General features: G+C 73.2%; 19 protein-coding genes. 8 read left to right on the top strand and 11 right to left on the bottom strand.

The window, feature by feature from the left end:
* Positions 1-92 precede the first annotated feature (92 nt).
* A complete protein-coding gene (locus JD77_RS23985) occupies positions 93-461 on the top strand; it encodes an FKBP-type peptidyl-prolyl cis-trans isomerase (RefSeq protein WP_145776272.1) in 369 nt (122 codons plus the stop codon).
* A gap of 73 nt (positions 462-534) precedes the next feature.
* On the opposite strand, the gene JD77_RS23980 is transcribed toward JD77_RS23985, so the two are convergent.
* The 6 genes from JD77_RS23980 to pdhA all read right to left on the bottom strand — a co-directional run bounded on the left by JD77_RS23980 (position 535) and on the right by pdhA (position 8,218).
* Complete coding sequence (locus tag JD77_RS23980; RefSeq protein WP_145776271.1) at positions 535-999, bottom strand: STAS domain-containing protein; 465 nt, start codon at positions 997-999, stop codon at positions 535-537.
* A gap of 192 nt (positions 1,000-1,191) precedes the next feature.
* Positions 1,192-2,457 carry a L,D-transpeptidase gene (locus JD77_RS23975; RefSeq protein ID WP_145776270.1) on the bottom strand — a complete coding sequence of 422 codons (1,266 nt, stop codon included), beginning with the start codon at positions 2,455-2,457 and terminating at the stop codon, positions 1,192-1,194.
* Between the two features lie 169 nt (positions 2,458-2,626).
* Positions 2,627-4,306 carry a right-handed parallel beta-helix repeat-containing protein gene (locus JD77_RS23970; RefSeq protein WP_145776269.1) on the bottom strand — a complete coding sequence of 560 codons (1,680 nt, stop codon included), beginning with the start codon at positions 4,304-4,306 and terminating at the stop codon, positions 2,627-2,629.
* A 338-nt stretch (positions 4,307-4,644) separates the two neighbouring features.
* Positions 4,645-5,991, bottom strand: coding sequence for a dihydrolipoamide acetyltransferase family protein (locus tag JD77_RS23965; RefSeq protein ID WP_387228469.1), 1,347 nt, complete (start codon positions 5,989-5,991; stop codon positions 4,645-4,647).
* Entirely contained in the window at positions 5,988-6,992 is a 1,005-nt protein-coding gene (locus JD77_RS23960) for an alpha-ketoacid dehydrogenase subunit beta (RefSeq protein ID WP_145776268.1), read from the bottom strand. The genes JD77_RS23965 and JD77_RS23960 overlap by 4 nt, the downstream gene beginning before the upstream one ends.
* Positions 6,992-8,218, bottom strand: a complete 1,227-nt coding sequence (pdhA, locus tag JD77_RS23955; protein ID WP_170286650.1) for a pyruvate dehydrogenase (acetyl-transferring) E1 component subunit alpha — start codon at positions 8,216-8,218, stop codon at positions 6,992-6,994. Before pdhA ends, JD77_RS23960 begins: the two co-directional genes overlap by 1 nt.
* A gap of 144 nt (positions 8,219-8,362) precedes the next feature.
* On the opposite strand from pdhA, the gene JD77_RS23950 reads away from it, so the two are divergent.
* On the top strand, positions 8,363-8,797 hold the full coding sequence (locus tag JD77_RS23950) for an Lrp/AsnC family transcriptional regulator (protein ID WP_211372843.1): 435 nt from the start codon (positions 8,363-8,365) through the stop codon (positions 8,795-8,797).
* An 18-nt stretch (positions 8,798-8,815) separates the two neighbouring features.
* On the opposite strand, the gene JD77_RS23945 is transcribed toward JD77_RS23950, so the two are convergent.
* From JD77_RS23945 to JD77_RS23940, 3 genes are all read right to left on the bottom strand, one after another.
* Complete coding sequence (locus tag JD77_RS23945) at positions 8,816-9,784, bottom strand: DNA polymerase domain-containing protein (protein ID WP_145776265.1); 969 nt, start codon at positions 9,782-9,784, stop codon at positions 8,816-8,818.
* Between the two features lie 64 nt (positions 9,785-9,848).
* The gene (locus tag JD77_RS32465; RefSeq protein ID WP_170286529.1) at positions 9,849-9,986 is read right to left on the bottom strand and encodes a hypothetical protein; all 138 of its coding nucleotides are present in this window, start codon (positions 9,984-9,986) and stop codon (positions 9,849-9,851) included.
* 943 nt (positions 9,987-10,929) lie between these two features.
* Complete coding sequence (locus JD77_RS23940; RefSeq protein WP_145777748.1) at positions 10,930-11,160, bottom strand: hypothetical protein; 231 nt, start codon at positions 11,158-11,160, stop codon at positions 10,930-10,932.
* Between the two features lie 176 nt (positions 11,161-11,336).
* Between JD77_RS23940 and JD77_RS23935 the strand changes: the two genes are divergently transcribed.
* The 6 genes from JD77_RS23935 (at position 11,337) to JD77_RS34845 (ending at position 17,659) form a co-directional block, all read left to right on the top strand.
* Positions 11,337-12,068, top strand: coding sequence for a histidine phosphatase family protein (locus JD77_RS23935; RefSeq protein ID WP_145776264.1), 732 nt, complete (start codon positions 11,337-11,339; stop codon positions 12,066-12,068).
* On the top strand, positions 12,052-12,921 hold the full coding sequence (locus tag JD77_RS23930) for an NAD(P)H-hydrate dehydratase (RefSeq protein ID WP_145776263.1): 870 nt from the start codon (positions 12,052-12,054) through the stop codon (positions 12,919-12,921). Before JD77_RS23935 ends, JD77_RS23930 begins: the two co-directional genes overlap by 17 nt.
* A 144-nt stretch (positions 12,922-13,065) precedes the next feature.
* Complete coding sequence (locus tag JD77_RS23925; RefSeq protein ID WP_145776262.1) at positions 13,066-14,553, top strand: S8 family peptidase; 1,488 nt, start codon at positions 13,066-13,068, stop codon at positions 14,551-14,553.
* A gap of 228 nt (positions 14,554-14,781) precedes the next feature.
* Positions 14,782-16,359 carry an MFS transporter gene (locus tag JD77_RS23920; protein WP_145776261.1) on the top strand — a complete coding sequence of 526 codons (1,578 nt, stop codon included), beginning with the start codon at positions 14,782-14,784 and terminating at the stop codon, positions 16,357-16,359.
* Positions 16,360-16,410: 51 nt separating this feature from the next.
* Positions 16,411-17,292, top strand: coding sequence for a glucose-1-phosphate thymidylyltransferase RfbA (gene rfbA / locus JD77_RS23915; protein ID WP_145776260.1), 882 nt, complete (start codon positions 16,411-16,413; stop codon positions 17,290-17,292).
* A 241-nt stretch (positions 17,293-17,533) separates the two neighbouring features.
* Positions 17,534-17,659 (top strand): hypothetical protein, encoded by a 126-nt coding sequence (locus JD77_RS34845; protein ID WP_281292115.1) that lies wholly within the window; start codon positions 17,534-17,536, stop codon positions 17,657-17,659.
* A 50-nt stretch (positions 17,660-17,709) separates the two neighbouring features.
* Here the strand turns inward: JD77_RS34845 and JD77_RS23905 are convergent, their stop codons facing one another.
* A complete protein-coding gene (locus tag JD77_RS23905) occupies positions 17,710-18,159 on the bottom strand; it encodes a hypothetical protein (RefSeq protein ID WP_145776259.1) in 450 nt (149 codons plus the stop codon).
* 181 nt (positions 18,160-18,340) lie between these two features.
* Entirely contained in the window at positions 18,341-25,228 is a 6,888-nt protein-coding gene (locus tag JD77_RS23900) for a hypothetical protein (RefSeq protein WP_145776258.1), read from the bottom strand.
* Between the last annotated feature and the right edge of the window lie 73 nt (positions 25,229-25,301).

Raw genomic sequence — 25,301 nt, 5'->3', positions numbered from 1 at the left:
GCCTGGCGGGACCGCCGGGGATCGACGAACCACGATCCGGCAGGATCGACGGAGACCACATCAGAGGCATCACCGAGCAGGAGGCGTACGGCATGGACAAGCCCGAGGTAGGCCCGATCGAGGGCGCGCCGCCCGCCGATCTCGTCATCGAGGACATCACCGTCGGCGAGGGCCCGGAGGCCCAGCCCGGCCAGCGAACCACCGTCCACTACGTCGGGGTGGCCCACTCGACCGGCCGGGAGTTCGACGCCTCCTGGAACCGGGGCGAGCCCTTCGAGTTCCCGCTCGGCGGCGGTCGCGTCATCGCCGGCTGGGACCAGGGCGTCGTGGGCATGCGGGTCGGCGGCCGGCGCAAGCTCACCATCCCGCCGCACCTCGGGTACGGCAGCCGAGGCGCGGGCGGCGTCATCAAGCCGGGCGAGACGCTCGTCTTCGTCGTCGACCTGCTCGGCGTCCGCTAGGCCGGACGGGGTCGCCGGGCACGTGCCGGCGGCCCCGTCACCGGCGCCCGGCCCACCGGCGCCCACGACGGTGTCAGGCGCAGGCCAGCACCGGCGCGGCGGTCGGCTGCGCGATCGGCACGAGCGCCCCGAGCGGGCCGGCGAGCGACGCCGCGACCGGCACCTCGGCCGGCGGGACGAGCGACAGCGGACGCGCGGGGAGCGCCCCGGCCGGGGCGGCCGGCCAGACCGGGATGACGCGGTGCAGGCCCGTCACGCGCAGCACACGGGCGACCGTGGGCGCCGGGTCGACCAGCACCAGCACCCCGCCGCGGGCGCGGATCCGACGGTGCGCGGCGAGCAGGGCCCGGACCCCGGCGGCGGAGAGCAGCCGGACGCCGGAGAGGTCGAGCCGGAGCAGCGGCCGCGACGGCGCGGCCCACAGCGCCGAGCGGAGCACACCGACGGTGGCGATGTCGACCTCGCCGGTCGCCCGCACCTCCACCGCGTGGTCCCCCACGCTGACCTGCACGTGGAACCGGTCGTTGCGCTCCTGCATGGCCAAGAATCTAGCCGCCCCCACCGACATTTCCGTCCTCCTCAGGAGTGACTCCGGGTACATCCAGGGTCTGCCCCTGAGCCGCCCCCGACGTCCGGCACCGGGCACCGCCCCCAGGCGCCACCCGCGCGACGGCGGCCGGCCCGCCACCGCGTGGGTGACGGGCCGGCCCGGCGGTCGTTCCTCCCCTGGTCAGCCGCCGCTCGCCGAGGGCACCGGCGCGGGTGCGTTGCCCCCGGCGACCGCCCCCGGGTGCGGCGCCGTGGTGGTCGGGGCGGGGCGCAGGCCGGCCGGGACCGGCAGGGCGCTGCCCTTGGTGAACTCGTCCCAGCTGACGTTCCAGGCCGTCCAGCCGTTGCCCGCCTGCAACTGCACCTCCGTGCCCTTGACGGTGACCAGGTCGCCGACCTGGGTGATGCCCATCAGCCAGTCGGCCGCGGTGGCGGAGACGTTGGCGCAACCGTGGGAGACGTTGGTGTAGCCCTGGTCCCCCTCCGACCACGGCGCCGAGTGGATGAACTCGCCGCCCCAGGTCAGCCGCTGGGCGTCGTCGACGTCCACGACGTAGCCGCCGTCGGGCTCGCCGCGGGTGTCGAACGTCGTCCGCTCGTGCTTTTCCATGATCACCATCTTGCCGCTGGAACTCGGCGTGCTCGGCTTGCCGAGGCTGACCGGGATGCGCCGCAGCAGCTTGCCGTCCTGGAACACCGACATCTGCTTGGTGGCGTTGTCGATGTCGAGGGAGACCTGGCGGCCGATCTTCGAGGTGGCCTTCCGGTCGGCGTCGCCGATGAGGTCCTTGCCGATGGGCAGCCCCTGCAACCCGGCCCGGACGCTGATCTGCGTGCCGGGCTTCCAAAAGTCCGGGGCGCGGTAGTACACCTGGGTGCCGTCCTCCAGCCACGACCAGGTGCCCGGCTGCGGCGGGTCGGTCTTGACGAACAGCCGCTTCTGCACCTCCGCCCGGGCCTCCTTCGGCACGCCCGGCTCGAAGGCGACGGTCACCGGCATCGCCGTGCCGTACGTCTGGTTGCCGGCAAAGTAGAGGGTGCTGGTGATCGGCGGCGTGCTCGGCCTCCGCATCGTGGTGAACGTCGTCGTACTCGTGGTGGTCTTCCCCCGGTCGCCGGTCGCCGTCACCTCCGCGGTGTACGTCCGGCCGTTCGCCAGCGGCTCGCTCGGCACCCAGGTGGACCCGTCCTCACGGGGCTCGCCCCGGACCTCGGCCCCCTTGTCGTCCTTCAGCCGCACGCCGGTGACCTTGCCGTGGGCCACGGTGGTGCCGATCTCGGCGCTGACCGGGATGTCCCTGGCCTTGTCGGCGGGCGACAGGGTGACCGTGGGTGGCTTGGCCTCCCGCGCCGACTCCGCCTTCCGGTCGGCGGTGCATCCGCCGATGACCAGTGGCGTGGCAGCGATGGTTACCGCGAATAGCGTGACTCGTCGCCTCAGGTCCATATTCCGCCCCCCATTTCCACTCCCCCTTTGGCCACATTCTGTACGGCTCGGCTCACCCTCCGGCGCGGTTCAGCGAAAGCCGGCGGAACAAATGGCCGGCGGTTTCGCCGGAACCGGGACGAATACCGGCCGGGCGCGCCGTACGCACCGCGGATACCCGACCGTCCGCTCAGTCCCAGTCCTGGTCGCCGTGGTTGCGTTCCCACCGCCCGCCGAGCGGCGGGGTGTCCAGGCGGGTCGCGGCCACACCGTTGCCGGCCAGGTCGTTGTCCTCCACCCGACAGCCGACGCAGCTGCCCAGCTCGGTGATCCACAGCCCGTGGGTCTGCGTCCGGTCGTGCTGGTTGTCCCAGATCCGGTTGCCCCGGATGGTGGCCGAGTCGACCGCCGCGTTGACGGTGATGCCGGCCCGGCGGTCCGGTGCCGCCGGCAGCTCGTACGGGCAGCCGGGCGGCGGGGTGTCCCCGCTCCAGGCGGCGAAGGCGTCCGGGCGGACCGGGGCGAGGGTCAGCTCGGTGGCGTCGTTCGCGGCCACCACCGCGACGCGCTCGCCGACCCGCAGCACCTTGCCCCGGTGCCCGTCGTCCGGCCAGTCCGCCGTCCGGTCGACCAGCGTCTTGTCGTTGTAGCGCACCGAGTCGCCGCCCCCGGCGCAGGCGCCGGCGTACTGCCGGCCGTTGTTGCGGACGCGGTTGTTCAGCAGCACCGCGTCGGCCATCGGCCGGTCGATCCGGACGCCGTCCAGGCCGTTGCCCCAGACGTCGTTGCTCTCGACGACCACGTCCCGCGCCGGGCCCTCGTAGCCGCGCCCCAGGTTGTGCTCGTGGTAGCCGTACGCGCCGTTGCCGCTGATCCGGTTGCCCCGGATCGTGTACGGGCCGGGGGTGTTGCCCATGCTGATCCCGTCGCGGACGTTGCCGTCGATGACGCAGTCGGTCAGCAGGCCGCCCCGCCCGGCGATCCCGGAGGTCCCCTTGGCGGAGACGTCGAAGCCGGCCTCCAGGTTGCCGGTGAGGGTGCAGCCCGAGACGATCAGCCCGTCGGCGCCCCAGTCGGAGATGCCGAACCGGTTGCCCTCGCTGTGGCAGCCGATGATGCGGTAGCCACGCGGCGGCGGCCACCGGCACTTCTGCAGCTCCAGGAAGATGCCGTTGGTGCCGTTGCCGACGGTGGTGCAGTTGGCGATGGTCAGCCGTTCCATCGTTCCCCAGCCGCCGATGCCGACGCCGATGCCCGCGCCGCCCATCTCCTCGCCGTTGTCCAGCCGGCCACAGCCGACCGCCAGCACCGACTCGATCACCGTGTCCTGGAGGAAGTCGCAGCCCAGGCCCGTCGCGGCGGTGTGGTGGACGTAGAGGTTGCGGAACAAGCCGCGCACCACGTACTGGAGGCCGAGGCCCTTGGCGAGGTAGTTGTACTCGGCCATGGCGACACCGGAGCCGTCGATCTCGAAGTCGGCGAAGGTGCAGTCCGCGAGGTGCCGGTCCCGGCCGGCGCCGTGCTGGACGGCGGTCCAGTACGCCAGCGGGGTCGGGTCGGCGCGGTTGCCCTCGTTGCTCAGCAGGAACCGGGTGGCGCCCGGCCCGGCGCCGATCAGGGACACCCCGCTGCGCCAGACCGTGCCCGCGTCCCGGATGGAGTAGATGCCCGGCGGGCAGTAGATCACCCGGGCGCGCCCGTCGGCGGCGTAGCCGTCGCCGAGGCGGTCCACCAGCGCGGCCAGCGCCGGCTGGTCGTTGGTCACCCCGTCGCCGCGCAGCCCGTAGTCGGTGGCGTCGCAGTGCAGCGGCGCCCCGGCGACGGCCGGGCGACGGTACCGGACGGCGGCGGGCAGCCCCACGAACGGCACTCGGCTCTCCCCTCGGCGGTGGGGGCCGCCGGGCCCGCCCGGGCGGCCGTCGACGGCGCTTCGTCGACGGCGCCGTTTTCCCGGCGGGCGGAGTGGAAAACGCGGGCCGGGCCGGCCGGAACCACCCGCTCGGCTCCTTTTCCGGCGCGCCCGGAATTGCGGCCCTCGGCTCCGCTCCCCGGCGCGGGCGGAATTGCGCCGGGAAATGCCGGACCGTCCCCGATCGGAAGTGCCGCGGCAGTGCTGGCCGGAACGGCCGCGCCGGCGACCGGCGCCCGTTTTGCGGCGGGTGGAGGGCCGGTGTCCGGTCCCGGGGTGCGCCAGGACCGGACACCGGGTCACACGTTCGCCACCAGCAGGGCGGGCTGCTCGACGCAGTCGGCGACGTGGCGCAGGAACCCCCCGGCCACCCCGCCGTCGCACACCCGGTGGTCGAAGGTGAGGCTGAGCTGCGTCACCTTGCGCACGGCGAGCTGGCCGTCGACGACCCACGGCTTGTCCACGATCCGGCCCACCCCGAGCAGCGCCGCCTCGGGGTGGTTGATGATCGGGGTGGAGCCGTCGACGCCGAACACGCCGTAGTTGTTGAGCGTGAAGGTGCCGCCGGTGAGGCGGCCGGCCGGCAGGGTACCGGCCCGGGCCGCGGCGGTGGTCTCCGCCAGCGCCGCGGCCAACTCCCGGGTGGTGAGCCGCTGGGCGTCGCGCAGCACCGGGACGACCAGGCCCCGGTCGGTCTGCGCCGCGATGCCCAGGTGCACCCCCCGCGACTGGATGATCCGCTGCCCCTCGGTGTCGACCCGCGCGTTGAGCTGCGGGAACCGGCGCAGCCCGCTGAGGCAGATCCGGGCCAGCAGGGCCAGGATGCTCACCGGCTCGTCCGGGGTCGCGGCGTTGATGGCCCGGCGGGTCTCCACCAGCGCCGTGGCGTCCACGTCGACCCAGACGGTCACCTCGGGAATCTCCCGGCGGCTGCGCGAGAGCTTGTCCGCGATCGCCCGGCGGATGCCGGTGAGCGGGACGACCAGGTCCTCGCCGGTCGGCTCCGGTGCCGACCGGGCGGCCGGCACGAGGACGGGGGCGGCGTCGGCGGCCGCGAGGGCGGCCTCGACGTCGGCGCGGCGGACCACCCCGCCGGGCCCGGTGCCGCGCAGGGTGGCCGGGTCGATGCCGTGCTCGCGGGCCAGCCGCCGGACGATCGGCGAGATGACCAGCGCGGGGCGGGCGGCGGGCGCCGGGGTGGGAGCGGGGGCCGCCGGCCACGGCTCGGGGACCCTGGGCGCGGGTCCCGGGACGACCGCGAGGCGCGGGCGGCGCCGCCGCCGGCCCGTCCCGCCGTGCCCAGTGCCGTACCCGATGAGGACGTTGCCGGAGCCGGCGCGCTCCTCCTCCCGGTACGTGGCGTGCGCGGCGGGCTCGTCGCCGGCGGCGCCGTCGAGCGGCGCGATGGTGATCAGCGGCTGGCCGACGGGGCGCGTCTCGCCCGCCGCGCCGTGCAGGGCCACCACCCGCCCGGCGTACGGGCAGGGCACGTCGACGACGGCCTTGGCGGTCTCCACCTCGACGACGGTCTGGTCCACCGTGACCTCGTCGCCGACGGCGACCCGCCACTCGACGATCTCGGCCTCGCTGAGCCCTTCCCCGAGGTCGGGCAGGAGGAAGTCCCGGTTCCCGGTGGTGGCGGTCATGCCGCCACCCAGCGCGGATCGGGCTGGTCGTCCCACTGGAGCCGGGCCACCGCGTCGAGCACCCGGTCCACACCGGGCAGGTGGGTGTGCTCCAGCATCGGCGCCGGGTACGGGATGTCCAGCCCGGCGACCCGCAGCACCGGGGCGTGCAGGGCGTGGAAGCAGCGCTCCTGCACCCGGGCGGCGATCTCCGCGCCGACACCGGCGAAGCCCTGCGCCTCCTGCACCACCACGCACCGGCCGGTCTTCCGGACGGACCCCGCGACGGTGGCATCGTCGAACGGGACGATGGTGCGCACGTCCACCACCTCCAGGTCCCAGCCCTCCTCGCGGGCGGCCTCGGCGGCCTCCAGCGCGACCGGCACGGCCGGCCCGTACGCGACGAGGGTGGCGTCGCGGCCCGGCCGGCGGACGACGGCGCGCCCGAACGGCTCGGTGCGGGCGGGCAGCTCCGCCTCGGCGCTGGAGAAGTAGAGCTTCTTCGGCTCCATGAACACGACCGGGTCGGGGTCGGCGATCGCCTCGCGCAGCAGCGAGTACGCGTCGGCGACGGTCGCCGGGGTGACCACCTTCAGGCCCGGGGTGTGCGCGTAGTACGCCTCGGACGAGTCGCAGTGGTGCTCCACGCCGCCGATGCCGCCGGCGTACGGGACGCGGATGACCATGGGCACGCTCAGCGCGCCGCGGGTGCGGTTGCGCAGCTTCGCCACGTGCGAGGCGATCTGCTCGAACGCCGGGTACGCGAACGCGTCGAACTGCATCTCCACGACCGGCCGCAGCCCGGACATGGCCAGGCCGACGGCGAAGCCGACGATGCCGGCCTCGGCGAGCGGGGTGTCGAAGCAGCGCTTGTCCCCGAAGCGGGCCTGGAGCCCGTCGGTGATCCGGAAGACACCGCCGAGCCTCCCGACGTCCTCGCCGAAGACGAGCACGCGGTCGTCGTCGGCCAGCGCGTCGGCGAGCGCGGCGTTGAGCGCCTTCGCCAGGGTGGTGGCGGCCATCAGGCGTCCCCCTCCTCGGCTGCGGCCAGCTCGGCGCGGACCAGGTCGCGCTGCTCGACGAGCTGGGGGGTCGGCTCGGCGTAGACGTGGTCGAAGAGGCTGAGCGGGTCGACCTGGGGCTTGTCGTGCAGGCGCCGGCGCAGGTCGGCCGCGTACGCCTCGGCCTCTTCGGCGATCGCCGCGACGGCGGCGTCGTCGAGCACGCCCCGCGCCCGCAGGTACGTCTCCAGCCGGGCGACCGGGTCGCGGTCGCGCCAGGCGTCCACCTCGGCGCCGTCGCGGTAGCGGGTGGCGTCGTCGGCGTTGGTGTGCGGCTCCATCCGGTACGTGTGCGCCTCGACGAGGAACGGGCCCTGACCGGAGCGGGCGTGCTCGACCGCGCGGGCGAGCACGGCGAGCACGGCGGCGGGGTCGTTGCCGTCGACCTGCTCGCTGGGCACCCCGTAGCCGATCCCCTTGTACGCCAGGCTGGGGGCGGCGGTCTGCTGGGACAGCGGCACGCTGATGGCGTACTTGTTGTTCTGCACGAAGTAGACGACCGGGGCCCTGAACACGGCGGCGAAGTTCACGCCCTCGTGGAAGTCGCCCTCGCTGGTGGCGCCGTCGCCGACGAACGCCAGCGCCACGGTGTCCCGTCCCTGGTGGGCCTCGCCGTACGCGAGCCCGGCGGCGTGCACGCACTGCGTCCCGAGGGGGGTGCACTGGGGGGCGGTGTGCCGGGCGGCGGGGTCGTACCCGCAGTGCCAGTCGCCGCGCAGCAGCGTGAGCACCTCGACGGGGTCGATGCCCCGGGCGACCAGGGCCATCGACTCGCGGTAGGTCGGGAAGACCCAGTCGGTGTCGCGTACGGCGAGCCCCGCGCCCACCTGGCAGGCCTCCTGGCCATGCGCGGACGGGTAGACCGCGAGGCGACCCTGCTTGGTCAGGGCGGTGGCCTGGGTGTCGAAGCGGCGACCGACCACCATCCGGCGGTACATCTCGCGCAGCGCCTCGACGGGCGGCTCGGGATAGTCGGCGGGGGCCGGCAGCGGGGTGCCGTCGGGCTCCAGCAGCCGGACGGGCTCGGCCTGCGGCAGCAGGGCGGCGGACGGGTCGGTCGCCGCCTCCCGGGCGGCCGACGCCTTCGTGGACTTCTTGGCCGGCGTACGGGTGCGGGTGGATGCCCTGCGGACCGCCTGGGGTGTGGTCGTCACGACGGGGACCTCCTGGACGTGTGGTGGCCCTATGCTCCTGCCGTTGGATGATTGACTCAACATACGCGATGAACGTGGGACGAATGGCATCCGAAAGAGGTTGACGTGAGCCAGAGGGCCACCGCCGGGCCGGGCGAAACGGGCGGGGCGGGACGTTCGGCCGGGCCGCTCGACGAGGTGGACCGGCGCATCCTGGACGAGCTGGTCCGGGACGGGCGGATGTCCGTGCGTACGCTGGCCGAGCGGGTGCACGTCTCCCGCACCAACGCGTACGCCCGGGTGGAGCGGCTGCTACGCGACGGCGTGGTCACCGGATTCCGGGCGCAGGTGGCGCCCGAGCCGGCCGGGCTGGGCACGTCAGCGTACATCGCGCTGACCATCGAGCAGAACACCTGGCGGGAGGTGTCGGCGGAGCTGGCCCAGGTGCGCTACGTCGAACACGTCGCGCTGCTCGGCGGCGAGCACGACGTGCTGGCCCTGGTCCGGGCGCCGGACAACGCCACGTTGCGGGACGTGGTGCTGGAGCGGGTGCAGGCCATCGCCGGCGTGCTCTCCACCCGGACGTGGTTGGTCTTCCGGGAGTTCGACGGCGCGGAGAGCCCGTGGCAGTGACCCGGCGGCGGCTGCGCCTCAGCGCTCCGGTGGGGCCTCCAGGCCCTCGCGCTCGGCCAGCTCCAGCAGCGGTTCCAGGGAGAAGCGCGGCCCGTCGAGGCCGGCGTGCGGGTCGCCGCGCTCGGCGAACCGGGCAGGCATGCTCGCCACGTCGAAGTCCTCCGGCCGGGCGTCGTCCAGCTCCGACCAGTCCAGCGGCGCGGACACCAGGGCCGCCGGGGTGGGCCGGATCGAGTACGCCGACGCCATGGTGTGGTCCCGGGACATCTGGTTGTAGTCGACGAAGACCGGGCGGTCCCGCTGCTCCCGCCACCAGGTGGTGGTGACCAGCTCCGGCAGCCGGCGCCGCATCTCGCGGCCCAGCGCCAGCACCGCCCGGCGGCAGTCGCCGAAGCTCCACCGCGGCTCGATCGACAGGTACACGTGCAGGCCCCGCCCGCCCGTGGTCTTCGGGTAGCCGGTCATGCCCAGCTCGGCGAGGAACGCCCGGACCTCGTGCGCGACCGGCACCACCTGCGCGAAGTCGACCCCGGGCAGCGGGTCGAGGTCGATGCGCAGCTGGTCGGGACGATCCACGTCGGCGGCCGTCACCGGCCACGGGTGGAAGCGCAGCGTGCCCAGGTTGGCGGCCCAGGCCACCACGGCCAGCTCGCTCGGCGCGACCTCGTCGGCCGTGCGCCCGCTCGGGAAGGTGATGTGCGCCGTGCGGACCCAGTCGGGCGCACCGGCGGGCAGCCGCTTCTGGTAGAACGCGTCGCCCCGGTTGTCCTGCCGGGTGGCGATCTTCGCACCGGGGAAGACCCCCCGGGGCCAGCGCTCCAGCATGGTGGGGCGGTCGCGCAGCGCGCGCAGGATCCCGTCGCCGACGGCGAGGAAATAGCGCACCACGTCGCGCTTCGTCAGCCCGCGCTCGGGGAAGTACGGCTTGTCCGGGTTGGAGACACGCACCACCCGCTCCCCGACCCGGATCTCCTCGGCGCCCGCCACGCCTCACACCGTACGACGCCCGACCGACCGGCACAGCCGATCGCCGCGCGCCCCGTGGGGGCGGTCAGGACAACAGCGCCACCCCGACGGCCGTCAGCGGCAGCGACACGAACAGGAAGATGCCCACCCCCGTGAGCACCCGGCCGCCGCCGGCGTCCTCGCGCTCCGGGGCGAGGCCGAAGGTGGCCCGGGCGCCCAACATCCCGAGCGTCGTCAGCGTCCCGCCGGCAACTGCCGGCGGTCACGGGGAGCGGTGCGCTCCGCCGACGGTACGGCCGGCGCGGCCTCGGCCCGGGGCGCCCCGGTGACCGCGGGCAGCCCGACCGGGCCCGCCACCGGCAGACCCGTTCGACGTGCGCCGCGCCGAGTGGGTCGACACGCTGCACCGCTGGTTCGACCACTGGCTCCAGGGCCTGCCCAACGGGATCATGGACGAGCCCCGGGCCACCCTGGACGTCGGGATAGGAGTAGACCGGCACCGTCCGGTCGCCGGCGACGTGTGGTGGGCCGACGGTCGGAGCGGCGGTCGCCGGCGGGGCGGCGGCGACCAGGAGCGCGGTCAGGGCGGACGCGGCCAGGGCGCGCGGTACGGCGGGCGACATCGGTGTCCTTCCGACGGCACGACAGCTCCCGCCATTGCACCCCATCGATGTCCACCCTGGCTACCCTCCACACCGACCTCCGCCGTACCACACCCGCCCGGGGTTGACCATCGACAGCGGTCTTCGTAACGTTTGCCGGGATCCGCCGTCTTCCCCTCCACCGGCGAAGGGACCTCCGTGGCACGACGACGACTCCTCCCCCTGCCCCTCGCCGCCGTGGCGGCCGGCACTTCACCGACCTCAGCGGCACACTGCCCGACGCGCCCGTCAACGACCTGGCCATCGGCCGGGGCGCGGCCCTCTACGCCACCACCGACCAGGGCGTCTTCGTCAGCCCGTCCGGCGGTGGGGGGTGGCTGCGGCAGGGCAGGGGCCTGCCGCTCGTCTCGGTCGACGACATCGAGTACGACGGCGACAACCACCGCCTCGTCGCGGGCACCTTCGGCCGGGGCGTGTACGCCGTCCGGGTGCCCTGATCCCACCGGACGCGGGCCGGCCGGGTGGGCGCAGCAGGCGTCCACCCCGGCCGGCCCGAGTCGTGACTCAGCGCTTCTCCTTCTGGATGCGGTCCATCAGCATCTGCTTGGCCTGCTCGCCCGCCTTACGGTTGTTGTCCTGGATCTTCCGGAACCAGGTCGCGAGCTCGCTGTCGCCGCGCGAGTCGGCGTCGGAGATGTACGTCTCCATCCGGTACACCTGCTCCAGCGACATCTGCAGCGTGTGGATGAGGTCGTAGTTCTTGTCCCTGACCGGGCTGATCTCTTCCCTGACCATCGTTGCCACCGGATACCTCCCCCTGTCGCGTCTCGGTGCAGCGCGCGATTACCCGGCAGCGCCGCTTTCTCACGCACCGCCGGCCGGCGCGACAGGGCCGGACGGCGGGCGCGGGCTCGACCGGACACGGACACGGACACGGTTAACCGTCAGGGGCGCCGGGTACGGGTGGCCGCATGGCGGAACTGGCAGCGCTGTGGATCGTCCGGCACGGCGAGAGCGCGGCGAACGTCGCCGCGACGGCGGCCGAGGCCGCCGGCGGGGAGCTGATCGGGCTGAACCACCGTGACCCGGACGTGCCGCTGTCCCCGACCGGGGAGGAGCAGGCCCGGGCCACCGGCCGCTGGCTGGCCGGGCTGCCGGAGCAGCGTCGCCCGGATGTGGCGCTCACGTCGCCGTACGTGCGGGCGGTGCGGACCGCCGAGCTGGCCCTGGCCGGCACCGGCGTCGAGATCAGCCGGGACGAGCGGCTGCGGGACCGCGAGCTGGGCATCCTGGACGGACTGACCGAACGCGGCGTCGCCCGGCGGTTCCCCGAGGAGGCCGAGCGGCGGACCCGGCTGGGCAAGTTCTACTACCGCCCGCCGGGCGGCGAGTCGTGGACGGACGTGGCGCTGCGGCTGCGTACCCTGCTCGCCGACCTGCGCCGCGACCACGCCGGCCGGCGGGTGCTGCTGTTCGGCCACGACGCCCTGGTCTTCGTGCTGCGCTACCTGGTCGAAGGGCTGACCGAGGCGGAGCTGATGGCGCTGACCCGGCAGCACTCCATCGCCAACTGCTCCGTCACGGGCTGGTCGGCCGGCGCTGACGGCCGGCTGCGCCCCGACATTTTCAACGACGTGCGCCACCTGCACCGGCAGGGCGCCCGGCCGACCCGGGAGGACGAGGTCGATGCCGAACCGGTCTGACACCGCCGTGATCACCCCCGGTCTGCTGCGGGACTGGGCGCTGCCCGTACCGGGCGGGGGCAAGGAGAGCCGCGGCAGCGTGCTGGTCGTCGGCGGCTCCCGCTTCACCCCCGGCGCGGTGCTGCTGGCCGGGGTGGCCGCGCTGCGGGCCGGCGCCGGCGTACTGCGGCTGGCCGCCGCCGAGTCCACCGCCGCCGCGCTGAGCATCCAGGTGCCCGAGGCGCTGGTGGTGGGCCTGCCGGAGACCCCCGACGGCGCGGTCGGCGGCCGTCCCGGCGACAGGCTCGCCGAGCTGGTGGCGGGCGCCGACGTGGTGGCCGTCGGCCCCGGGCTCACGGAGGTCGAGGAGACCGGCGTGCTGCTGCGCCTGGTCCTCGACGCGGCGCCCACCGACACCCCGCTGGTGATCGACGCGTACGCCCTCGGGGCGCTCAGCCACGCGCCGGACCTGCTGGTCGGCTCCGGCCGGCCGGCGGTGCTCACCCCCAACCTGACCGAGGCCCGGCACCTGCTCGGCCGCGACCCCGGCGACGACCTGGACGCCGAGGCCGCCGAGCTGGCCCGCCGGTACGACGCGGTGGTCTCCCTGTACGGCCACATCGCCACGCCCGACGGGCGGGGCTGGCGGGAGGAGAGCGGCGACGCCGGGCTGGGCACGTCCGGCAGCGGCGACGTGCGGGCCGGGCTGCTGGCCGGGCTGCTCTCCCGCGGCGCGGAGCCGGCGCAGGCCGCCTGCTGGGCGGCGTTCGCGCACGCGGTGAGCGGGCAGCGGCTGGTGCCCCGGTTCGGCCGCATCGGCTTCCTGGCCCGCGAACTGCTCGACGAGATCCCCCACACGCTGGCCACTGTCTGACAGCCTGGGACTGACCAAACGGCCGTGTGTAACGCGACACTCGGCTCCTACGCTGGTCGTTCGAAGGCGGGCGTCCTGTCCGTCTCCCGCCGGCCCAGCCTCCACAGGGGCGTGGGCCGGCTGGAACAGCCCCTGGGAGTCTGTGTGAAGAACCTTCGTCGCAAGACCCTGGCCGCAGCGTCCACAGTGACGCTCGGTGTCGGTCTCGCCGTCACCGGCGGACTGGCCCCGGCCGCGGCCACCGGCCCGGACACCACTTACCTGGTCCTCGCCCCGCAGGGCAACGGCACCGGCAAGGCGGCCGCCCGGGTGGCCGCCGCCAACGGCACGGTGGTGGCGAGCTACGACAAGATCGGTGTGCTCGTCGTCCGGTCGACCAACCCGTCCTTCACCACCGAGGTGCAGGGCGCGGGCGTCGAGTCGGTGGCCTCCACCGCCGGCCTCGGCACCGCGCTCGACGAGGGCGAGACCGTGGAGGTGTCGGCGGCCGACGTCGCCAACGCCACGGCCGACCCGACCAAGGAGCCGATGTTCGGCCTGCAGTGGGACATGCCGATGATCGGCGTTCCGCAGGCCCACGCGGTGAACGCGGGCAGCTCGAACGTCGTCGTCGGCGTGCTGGACAGCGGCATCTCCAGCAGCCACCCCGACCTGGCCAGCCAGATCGCCAAGGACAAGAGCGCGTCCTGCCTGGGTGGTGTCGTCGACACCACCGAGGCGTCCTGGAACCCGACCAACTCCGACCACGGCACCCACGTGGCCGGCACCATCGCCGCCGCCGTCAACGGCGTCGGCGTGACCGGTGTCGCCCCGGGCGTCAAGGTCGCGGCGGTCAAGGTCGTGAACAACGACGGCTACATCTTCCCGGAGGCCGCGGTCTGCGGGTTCGTGTGGGCCGCCGAGCACGGCATGCAGCTGACCAACAACAGCTACTACATCGACCCGTGGGAGCTGAACTGCCGCAACGACGCGCGCCAGCGTCCGGTGTGGCAGGCGGTCCAGCGTGCCATCCGTTACTCGCAGAGCAAGGGCGTGCTGAACATCGCGTCCGCGGGTAACTCCAACTTCGACCTCGCGCACAAGATCACCGACGACGGCAGCCCGAACAACGGGACGCCCGAGGTGCGCGAGAACCTCACCAACGCCTGCCTCGACCTGCCGGCCGAGGCGCCGGGCGTGGTGACGGTGTCGGCGGTCGGCCCGACCGGGGCGAAGAGCTACTACTCCTCGTACGGCCAGGGCGTCGTCGACGTCACGGCCCCTGGTGGCGACACCCGGTTCCGTACGCAGGGCGTCCGGTCGACCAGCGCCGACTCGATCCTGTCCACCACCTTCAACACGGTGACCCGGACCAACGGCTGGGGTTACAAGCAGGGCACCTCGATGTCCGGTCCGCACGCGACCGGTGTCGCCGCCCTGGCGCTGTCGGCCCACCCGGGCCTGACCCCGGGCCAGCTGGCGTCGTTCCTGGAGCGGACCGCCGTGGCGCAGTCGTGCCCGGCGGGCGTGTACAACCCGGTGCCGCTGATCAGCGCCACCAACCCGCACCTGTACGACGCGACCTGCTCCGGCGGGACCCGCAACGGCTTCTACGGCGCGGGCATGGTCAACGCGTACAACGTGGTGAAGTGACCGCCTGACGGCGACAGTGGTGGGGCCCGGCGCACGCGCCGGGCCCCACCCGTCGTTCTTCGTCAGATCTTCAGGGTTCCACCCGGCCGACCTTGACCCCCTCCCCGCAGGCTGACCGCAACCGGCATCCGGCAGGACCGCCGCACCGGCGGCCCGCGGACCGTACCCATGCCCGCTATCCGCCAAAATCCGGATAAACCTGCACACACCGCCGGTACCATCCCGCCTATGACCGAGCCGAGCCGGATCGGCGCCGCCAGCTCAGGTGCGCGGGGGCCGTCGCGTCCGGGAGTCGACCCGAAGTGGTGGACGCTCACGGCAGTCTGCCTGGGCACGTTCATGTTGCTGCTCGACCTGACGATCGTGAACGTCGCGTTGCCGGACATCCAGGCCTCGCTGGGGGCGTCCTTCTCCGACGTGCAGTGGGTCGTCGACGCGTACTCGCTGACCCTCGCGGCGCTCCTGCTGACCGCCGGGTCGCTGGCCGACCTGTTCGGCCGGCGCCGCCTCTACCTGATCGGCCTGGTCGTCTTCACCGCGGCGTCGGCGCTGTGCGGCTTCGCGCAGTCCCCGTTCATGCTCGAACTGTCCCGCGGCCTGCAGGGCGTCGGTGGGGCGATCATGTTCTCCGTCTCGCTGGCCCTGGTGGCCAGCGCCTTTCGCGGCGCGGAGCGCGGCGTGGCCTTCGGCATCTGGGGCAGCCTGGTCGGGGTCGCTGTGGCCATCGGACCCATCATCGGAGGCGCACTGGTCTCGGGCCTGTCCTGGCGGTGGATCTTCTTCGTCAACCTGCCCATCGGTGTCGTCGCGCTGGCCCTGACCAGGCTGAAGGTCGTCGAGTCGCGCGACGAGCAGGCCACCCGCCCGGACTGGCCGGGCTTCGTGGTCTTCTCGGCGGCACTGGCCTGCCTGGTCTACGCCCTGATCGAAGCGGGGCGCAGCAGTTTCACCGCCGGCGTGGTCGTCGCCTGCTTCGCCGCGGCCGCGGTGCTGCTCACCGCCTTCCTCCTGATTGAGGCCCGCAGCACGCACCCGATGTTCGACCTACGGCTGTTCCGGGTGCCCACGTTCGTCGGCGGCGACATCGCCGCGTTCGGCGTCTCCTTCAGCATCTTCTCCATGCTGCTGTACCTGGTCCTCTACCTGCAGAACGTGCTCGGCTACAGCGCACTGCAGACCGGCGTACGGCTGCTCCTGCTCTCCGGCGCCGTCCTGGTCGCCAGTGCCGTGGCGGGACGGCTGAGCGCGAAGGTGCCGATCCGGGCGCTCGTCGGTCCGGGGCTGGCTCTGGTCGGCGTCGGGTTGCTGCTCATGCGCGGCCTGACCGCGGCGTCGTCGTGGACGCACCTGGTCCCGGGCCTGATCGTGGCCGGCGTCGGCATCGGTTTCGTGAACCCGCCGCTGGCGTCCACCGCGGTCGGGGTCGTGCCACCGAGGCGATCGGGCATGGCGTCGGGAATCAACCTGACCTTCCGGCAGGTCGGCATCGCCACCGGTGTGGCGCTGTTGGGCACCCTGCTCGCCAACCGGCTGACCACCGTGGTGCAGAGCCGGACCGCCGGAACCCCGCTGGCCGCGCACGGCGACGACATCGCCAGGGCCCTGCGCAACGGCAGCGTCAACCGGCTCTTCGCGACCGTCCCGCCGCAGCAGCGCGACCTGCTCGACGAGATCGCGCGCGGCAGTTTCGCCAGCGGCCTGAACGAGATCCTGCTGCTGGCGGCGATCGTCACGATCGCCGCCGGGATACTGGCGTTCGCCCTGATCCGCTCGAAGGACTTCGTCTCGCCCCCGCAGGGCGGGTAGCGCCTCGGCATCGACAATCGCCAGCCGCGACCGCGTTGTTACCCTGCACCGGTGCGAGGAATTCTGCTGGCAGGCGGAACCGGATCGCGATTGTGGCCGATCACGCGGGCGGTGTCGAAACAACTCCTGCCGGTGTTCGACAAGCCCATGGTCTACTATCCGCTGTCCACGTTGGTGATGGCCGGGGTCAACGAGATCATGGTGATCACCACCGAGGAGGACCAGCCGCAGTTCCACCGGCTGCTCGGTGACGGGAGGCAGTGGGGGCTCTCCCTCACGTACGGGGTGCAGCCCCGACCCGAGGGCATAGCGCAGGCCGTCGTCATCGCACGGGACTTCCTGGCCGGTGGACCGGTCGCGCTCATCCTGGGCGACAACATCTTCCACGGCGTGGGGCTCGGCCGGAAACTGCGTGGCCACACCGATCCGTCGGGCGCGCAGATCTTCGGCTACCCGGTCGCCGACCCGTCGTCGTACGGAGTGGTGGAGTTCGACGAGTCGGGACGGGTGCTGTCCCTCGAGGAGAAGCCGGCCGAGCCGAGGTCACGGTACGTCGTGCCGGGCCTCTACTTCTACGACGGCGACGTCGTCGACATCGCGGACCGGTTGAAGCCGAGCGACCGCGGCGAGCTGGAGATCACCGCCGTCAACAGGGAGTACCTGCGCCGGGGCGCGCTGAGCCTGACCCTGCTCGACCGGGGCACGGCATGGCTGGACACCGGCACGTTCACCGGACTGGTCCAGGCCGGCGAGTACGTGCGGGTGATCGAGGAGCGGCAGGGGTTCAAGATCGGATGTGTGGAGGAGGCGGCGTGGCGGGCCGGCTTCCTCGACGACCACGAGCTACGGGCCCTCGCGGAACCGTTGACGCGGAGCGGCTACGGCGACTACCTGCTCCGGCTGCTCGAATGGAGGGCGGCGGCGCCCCCGTAGAGCGTCGGCGGGCACGTACGATCACCCCAGCACCCTTCCCACCTCGTTGTCCGCCGGGCACAAGCAGCACGAGGAAGGAACACCGCGTCCGTGGCCAGTGACCGCTTGACCAAGCCGCATCCTGGCGGAGTGGGACCCGGAGTCGCCCACCCAGCTCGAATGGCGTTTCCTGCCCGGCGAGGGGGACGTCACCCTGGTCCGGATCACCGAGACTGGTTTCCGCGGCAGCGGTGACGAGTGCGTGGCCAGGGCGATCGACTCCATGGGCGGGTTCACGATGGTGCTGTGCGCCTGCAAGGCGCTGCTGGAGCACGGCGCGGTGCTGACCGCCGTCGGCGACGCCCACCCCGCCGGCTTCGAGGCTTGACCTGCCGGACGCGGGCGGGCGTGCGGCGCCGGGCCGGTTGACCGCCTGACCTATCCGTCCGCCGGAGTGGGCACCGGGCACCTGCGCTCGCCGCGCAGGCGCCGGCCGAGGGCCCAGCCGAGCAGGACGATCGAGGCGACGGCGAGCAACGGCTGCGCCGGCGCGAACCAGGTCATGGCGCCGCTCGCGCCGAGCGCGAGCAGCACCAGCTTGTTGCAGACGGGGCAGCCGACCGCCAGCAGTGACAGCACCCCGCCGACGGTGCCCAGCCGCTTCTCCGTCGCCGGGGGCACGGCGTCCGCAGGCTGCACGTAGGTGGCGAGCAGCAGGCCGGCCAGCACCGCGGTGACGGCCAACGCGGGCCAGGCCCACCACGTCACCGGGACGCTGCGGGTGAACAGCGGGGTGTCGATCAGGTCGGTCGGCACGGAGATCACCGCCGCGGTCCCGGCGGCGCCGAGCACCGCCGCGACCAGACGGCGCGGCGTCCAGGTCCGCATCGTGGTCCTCCTCGGTCGGTACGCACCAATCTAGCTAGCTAGCTAGGCTGTGGCCCACGGCCATCGCGCGATCTTCGGTTGTCCTCACAAACCATCGATGATCAGCGCGGTGGCCGTCCTCATGCCCACGCCACGCCCACAGCGAAGCCAAGTGACGTTGGAGTATCAACTCCCGCTGGCCTCAATCCCTTGACACGTTCCGCCGGGGCTGACCCGGATCGCTCACCCCGTACCGCGCCGCCCCGCCACCGCGACCTTCCTGGACCCGCTGCAGCAGACCACGGTCGCGCAATACCCCGATCCGGTCATGCACCGTCGGCTGCGGTGTGGATGTCGCCGCGGCGAGGTCTGACTCGCTGGCGGTGATGATCCCGTTGTCGTCCATCCGGTCGATCAGGGCGTGCCACAACTGCCGCAGCTGTTCCCGCTGCGGTGTTGTGGTGGCGATGTGGCCGGCGTGCTGGTCGAACAGCCTCCGGGCCTCGCCCGGGTCGCGCAGCCACTGGCTGCCCTCGGGAGGGGCCGGCAGCGGTGCTTGCCGGGGCGGACCCGGATCGCTCACCCCGTACCGCGCCACCCCGCGACCGCGACCTTCCTGGACCCGCTGCAGCAGACCACGGTCGCGCAATACCCCGATCCGGCGATGCACCGTCTGCCGCAGTGTGGATGTCGCCGCGGCGAGGGCTGGCTCGCTGGCGGTGATGATCCCGTTGTCGTCCATCCGGTCGATCAGGGCGTTCCACAATTTCCGCAGCGGTTCCCGCTGCCGTGTTGTGGTGGCGATGTGGCCGGCGTGCTGGTCGAACAGCGCCCGGGCCTCGCCCGGGTCGCGCACCCGCCGGCTGTCCGCAGCGGGTTGGGGTTGGGGTTGGTCGGGGTGCGGCGAGGCGGGCGTGGTGGGTGGCTCGTCGGCCGGGTGATGGAGGATGTCGCCGACGTGGACAGTGCCGGCGTCGGTGCGGGTCACCGCTGGAGAGGGCGCGAGGGATGGCTGCCAGTCCATGTCCGGCCCCTGGTAGGTGGCCCAGTCGCCGAGGTTCCCGCCGTCGCTGGCTTGATCGTCGATGCCCGGCTGGTCGAAGTCGGTGGAGATCGTAGCACCGTGCCCGTCGGTCACGCCCATGCCGGGTACCGGCCACCCCGGTTCCGCCCACCCCGCCGGCCAGGACGACGCGGTGGGGGCGTCCGGGTCGTCCAACGGCCCGGGCAGCCCTGGCAGGCCCGTGTCCGCCGGCGGGGCAGGCGCAGGCCCGGGCATCGGCGACTGAGGTGCCGGATCCTGCATACCCGGTCCGGGCGGGAACGACTGAGTCCCTGGGGACTGGCTGGGCTGGTCGCCGCTGGGCTGCGACCACGATGTCGGGCCGGGCGGGGCCTGCGGCCGGGGCGGATCCATCGGTTGCGGCCCGGGGTCGGGTTCCGTGCCCACGGCCTCAAGCAGATAGAGCAGATCGGCCGGGTCCACATCGAGCGAACCGGCTGGGCCCACCTCGTAGGTGGCCCAGTCGCCGAGGTTCCCGCCCTCGCCGGCCCAGTCGCCGAGGTTCCCGCTGCCCTCGCCGGCCTGATCGTCGATGCCCGGCTGGCCGAAGTCGATGGAGATCGCAGCACCGTGCCCGTCGGTCACGCCCATGCCGGGTACCGGCCACCCCGGTTCCGCCCACCCCGCCGGCCAGGACGACGCGGTGGGGGCGTCCGGGTCGTCCAACGGCCCTGGCAGCCCAGGCAGACCCGTGCCCGCCGGCGGGGCAGGTACCGGCCCGGGCATCGGCACCGTAGCCCCGTGGTCCAGCCAGGACAGGTCCTCACCCTGCGGGCGGTCCGGTCCGAGGGCAGGGCCCGGCGGTGGTGCTTGCCGGGGCTGACCCGGATCGCTCACCCCGTACCGCGCCGCCACACGACCGTGTGCTTCCTGGACCAGCTGCAGCAGACCACGGTCGCGCAATACCCCGATCCGGTGACGCACCGTCGGCTGCGGTGTGGATGTCGCCTCGGCGAGGTCTGACAGGCTGGCGGTGATGATCCCGTTGTCGTCCATCCGGTCGATCAGGGCGTGCCACAACTGCCGCAGCGGTTCCCGCTGCCGTGTTGTGGTGGCGATGTGGCCGACGTGCTGGTCGAACAGCCCCCGGGCCCCGTCCGGGTCGCGCACCCACTGGCTGCCCTCGGGAGGGGCCGGCAGTGGTGCTTGCCGGGGCGGACCCGGATCGCTCACCCCGTACCGCGCCGCCCCGCCACCGTGTGCTTCCTGGACCAGCTGCAGCAGACCACGGTCGCGCAATGCCCCGATCCGGTGACGCACCGTCGGCTGCGGTGTGGATGTCGCCTCGGCGAGGTCTGACAGGCTGGCGGTGATGATCCCGTTGTCGTCCATCCGGTCGATCAGGGCGTTCCACAACTGCCGCAGCGGTTCCGGCTGCGGTGTTGTGGTGGCGATGTGGCCGGCGTGCTGGTCGAACAGCGCCAGGGCCCCGCCCGGGTCGCGCAGCCACTGGCTGCCCTCGGGAGGGGCCGGCAGCGGTGCTTGCCGGGGCGGACCCGGATCGCTCACCCCGTACCGCGCCACCCCGCCACCGCGACCTTCCTGCACCAGCTGCAGCAGACCACGGTCGCGCAATACCCCGATCCGGGCCTGCACCGTCGGCCGCGGTGTGGATGTCGCCTCGACGAGGTCTGACACGCTGGCGGTGATGATCCCGTTGTCGTCCATCCGGTCGATCAGGGCGTTCCACAACTGCCGCAGCCGGTCCCGCTGCGGTGTTGTGGTGGCGATGTGGCCGGCGTGCTGGTCGAACAGCGCCCGGGCCCCGCCCGGGTCGCGCAGCCACCGGGTGCCCTCGGGAGGGGCCGGCAGCGGTGCTTGCCGGGGCTGACCCGGATCGCTCACCCCGTACCGCGCCACCCCGCGACCGTGTGCTTCCTGGACCAGCTGCAGCAGACCACGGTCGCGCAATACCCCGATCCGGCGATGCACCGTCGGCTGCGGTGTGGATGTCGCCTCGGCGAGGTCTGGCTCGCCGGCGGTGATGATCCCGTTGTCGTCCATCCGGTCGATCAGGGCGTTCCACAACTGCCGCAGCGGTTCCCGCTGCCGCGTTGTGGTGGCGATGTGGCCGGCGTGCTGGTCGAACAGCCTCCGGGCCTCGCCCGGGTCGCGCACCCGCCGGCTGCCCGCAGCGGGTTGGGGTTGGGGTTGGTCGGGGTGCGGCGCGGCGGGCGTGGTGGGTGGCTCGTCGGCCGGGTGATGGAGGATGTCGCCGACGTGGACAGTGCCGGCGTCGGTGCGGGCCACCGCTGGCCAGGACGCGAGGGATGGCTGCCAGTCCATGTCCGGCCCCTGGTAGGTGGCCCAGTCGCCGAGGTTCCCGCCCTCGCCGGCCCAGTCGCCGAGGTTCCCGCTGCCCTCGCCGGCCCAGTCGCCGAGGATCCCGCTGCCCTCGCCGGCCCAGTCGCCGAGGTTCCCGCTGCCCTCGCCGGCCTGATCGTCGATGCGCGGCTGGCCGAAGTCGGTGGAGATCGCAGCACCGTGCCCGTCGGTCACGCCCATGCCGGGTACCGGCCACCCCGGTTCCGCCCACCCCGCCGGCCAGGACGACGCGGTGGGGGCGTCCGGGTCGTCCAGCGGCCAGGGCAGCCAGGGCAGCCAGGGCAGACCCGTGCCTGCCGGCGGGGCAGGTGCCATCCCCGGCATCGGCAGCGCATCCCAGTCGTCCAGCCAGGACAGATCCTCACCCTGCGGGCGGTCCGGCTCCAGGGCAGGGCCCGGCACCGGCAATTCCGCCCCTGGATCCCGCGACGGGCCCCACATCCACTGGGCCGCGGACGCCGGGCCAGGACCAGACGGGTCGCCGTCTTCCGCTGGATCGGGCGACTGCCCGTGTGAGGTGTTGCCGGCCCACCGGTGCCGGCCGCCAGCGGCGGCGAAGTCCTCCTGGTCCGGCCAGCGCACGCCGGGTTCCTGATCGTTCTGCACGATGTCCGCGGTCCGTACCGCCTCCACCAGATCCGGCCCGAACAACTCCACCGAAGCGTCCGAGAACAACACCGACCGCACCGGCTCGTCCACGTGCGGCCGCAACTCGCCGGGTATCTGGTCCACCTCGTGCGTGGACGACATCAGCCGCCGGGCGCGCAGCCGGGTGCGCAGCCATTCACCGAAGGAGGTGGCCTGTCCCGGTGCCTGCCATGCCGCGTCGCACCAGACCAGCATGATGTCGGGTGCGTCGCCGCCGCGCTGCCGCGCCTGCGCGACGGCGTGTCGCCAGGCGGGCGAGGCGGTGAGCATCCGGAGGAACAAGGCCTGACGCACCGGATCGTCGGCCAGCCGCTCGGCCAGGTTCCGGTGCCCGGCGATGGTGAACCATCCCCGCACCCACGGCAGCGCCCGCGCCGCCGTGCGATCCGCCGCCGCCGCGTCCGGATCCGCCGCCGCCGGGTCTGCGAAGTACACACCGCTGAACGTGTCCGCCATGACGATGTCCCTGGAAACCTCGAACAGTCGGGGCAGGACCCCGTCCGGCGACGCCGCCTGGATACCGATGTCCGCGGCGAGGCGGCGCAGCTGAGCGTCGCTGGCACGGCCGTAGCCACCGCTGGCGAGCTCGTGGATTCGTTGCCCGGCCGACCCGGTAGCCGCGACGGCCGGCTCGCCGAAACCGGCAGCGCCGGCACCGACCGGTTCGTCCAACACCGACACATCACCGATCGAACCCGTATCCCCGAAACCGGCCGAATCCGTGTCCCTGGAGCCGAGATCGGGGCTGAACACCGCACCGCTTGCCACAGACACGTCACTGACCGACGCCGTATCACCGACGCTGACGACGTCGACGATCGACATGCCACCGACACGGGAGCCGGCACCACCCGGCACCGTACCGAGGGCCCCGACCACCTCCGCCGTCCCGGGCGTCACGCTCCCGCCGGCCGACACGAGCACCCTGTGGTACCCGTCCACCCACTCCCGCTGGAACGAGGCGACCAGCGCCGCATGACCGGCCAGATCGACACCGTAGCGGCGGGCCAACGCGGTGAACTGGGCCCGCGCCAGACCAGCCGCCGCCGCGATGTGCCGCTCGGACATCACCGGCACCGTCGGCCCGCCGACACGCCCGCCTTCCTCGACATCGACGGTAGCCACACCGGCGGCCGCTGCGGTGACGCCGGGGACGGCCGCGGCCGAGAAACGGGCGGGCAGGTCGACGACCACCTGCCGGACCACGCTCGCCACGGCACTGACCTGCCCGGCGTCGGGACCGGCCACCACACCCGGCAGCACGGCGGGGGCACCGAGGATCACATCGACCCCTCGGTCCACCTGGCTCCACACGCCGCCCTCGACCGCCCTGAGCACGCCAGCGGACGGCACCACCGCCCCAGCGCCCCCCGACACGCCAGCGCCTGTCGGCGTGCCGGGGCCTGTCGGTAGGCCGGCGGCGAGGTACTGGTCGATGTGGTGTTGAACGGCCAGGTGCGCGAGCGAGCGCAGCGCCTGCCGGTCGAACTCCGCCGGCAGCCCGGCGATCACCTGCCGCGCCCGCACCTCGGCCGGGATCCGCCCACCGGAGAACGCCAACGCCTCGACCATCCGGGCCACCGCCCGCTGCCGGACACCCGTCAGATACCCCTCGGTCAACGCGGCAGCGGATAGGAAAGCCGCAACAGCCCGATCACCCCGCCGGGCGTCGACCCACCCGGCGAACACCCGCTCGCCCGGCACAGGAAGCGCGACAGCGGATAGGAAAGCCGCAACAGCCCGATCACCCCGCCGGGCGTCGACCCACCCGGCGAACAGCCGCTCAACCGACACGGGAAGCGCGGCCAGGAACTGCCGCGCCTGCCCCATCCCGGCCAGCAGTCCACCATAGTGGTCCACCAGTTCCCGCTGGAACCGCTGCCACTGCTCCACCACCAGCGCACCAGCGGCCGCTACCCACTCCGGCACCGGCACCAGCGGCACCGAGAAGCTCGGCACGGACCACGACGGCGCCGGCAGGTCCGGCACCGACCACGCCGGCGCGGACAGGTCCGGTGCCGACAGGGCCGGTACCGGCACCGGCGGGACAGGCACCAGGGCCTGCCCGCCGGAGCCCGCACCCGCCGGATCGCCGACCTCCGGCAGATACGCGGACGGGTCCGCAGTGACCGGCGGGGGCGGCGGTAGCGGCGCGACCGGCCTACCGTCGGCGGTGAAACCGACACCATCCGGCATCCGCCACCGGGGCCGGGTCGGGTTGAACCCCAGACCCACCGCGCCACGACGCGCACCCATCCCGGCCCCGGTCGCGGCCAACTCACCCGACCCCGACAACGCCCCAGAAAGCGCATCCGGCCCGAGACTGCCCGTGTCGTAATGCCCGTCAACGAGGTAGCTGGCGGCGATACCGCCGACCACCTCCACGCCGACCTCCGACACCGGCACCATCGACAGGCTGGTCAACAGATCCCGCGTGGAACCCGACACCCCGAGATGCGACAAACCACCACCCACCGCACCGGCGAACCGCGCCAACGCCGGCCCGGCCGCCGTGCTGACACCCGCCACCGCCAACCCGTACAACGCCTGCTTACCAACCTGCCCCCAGTCGACCCCCGACATCAGACCATCAGCCAACATGCTGATCTGCGCCAACAACGACGACCCCGGCACGAACAACATCTGAATCGCCGTGCTACTCGCCGCCGCCCGCACCATCGACGACCGCAGGATCGTCTGAATGATCGTCCGCACCTTCACGATGTGCGCCGCCGCCTCCACCGGCAGGAAGAACGCCATCGCGAACGCGACCGCCAACTCCGTCATCATGAACACGAACATGACCAGCGCCTGACGATCCGTCAGCTCCATCTGGTTCAGGAAGCCCCGCATCGCCTGCGCCAGGTTCACCTTCAGATCGGCGACCCGGTCCAGCATTTCCACGAACGGAGCGGTCTGCGCCACGAACCGGTCGTAGACCTCACCCTCCCCCGCCGCCCGAACCGCCCTGATCGCCTGGACCAGCTCCGGAACCAACAGGGTCCGCACCCGATCCGCCAACACCTCCAACGCGTTCAGGTCATACGCCAACACCGGCAGATTCGACCGGTGCAACCGCATCCCGGTGAAATTTTCCAGGGCCCGCTTCGACGACTCACTGAGACCA

Origin of the sequence: Micromonospora olivasterospora, assembly GCF_007830265.1 — a bacterium.
In the GTDB taxonomy this organism is placed as follows: domain Bacteria; phylum Actinomycetota; class Actinomycetes; order Mycobacteriales; family Micromonosporaceae; genus Micromonospora; species Micromonospora olivasterospora.
Note: the sequence above shows the minus strand (reverse complement) of the source record. Positions and strands in the feature narration are given on the sequence as shown.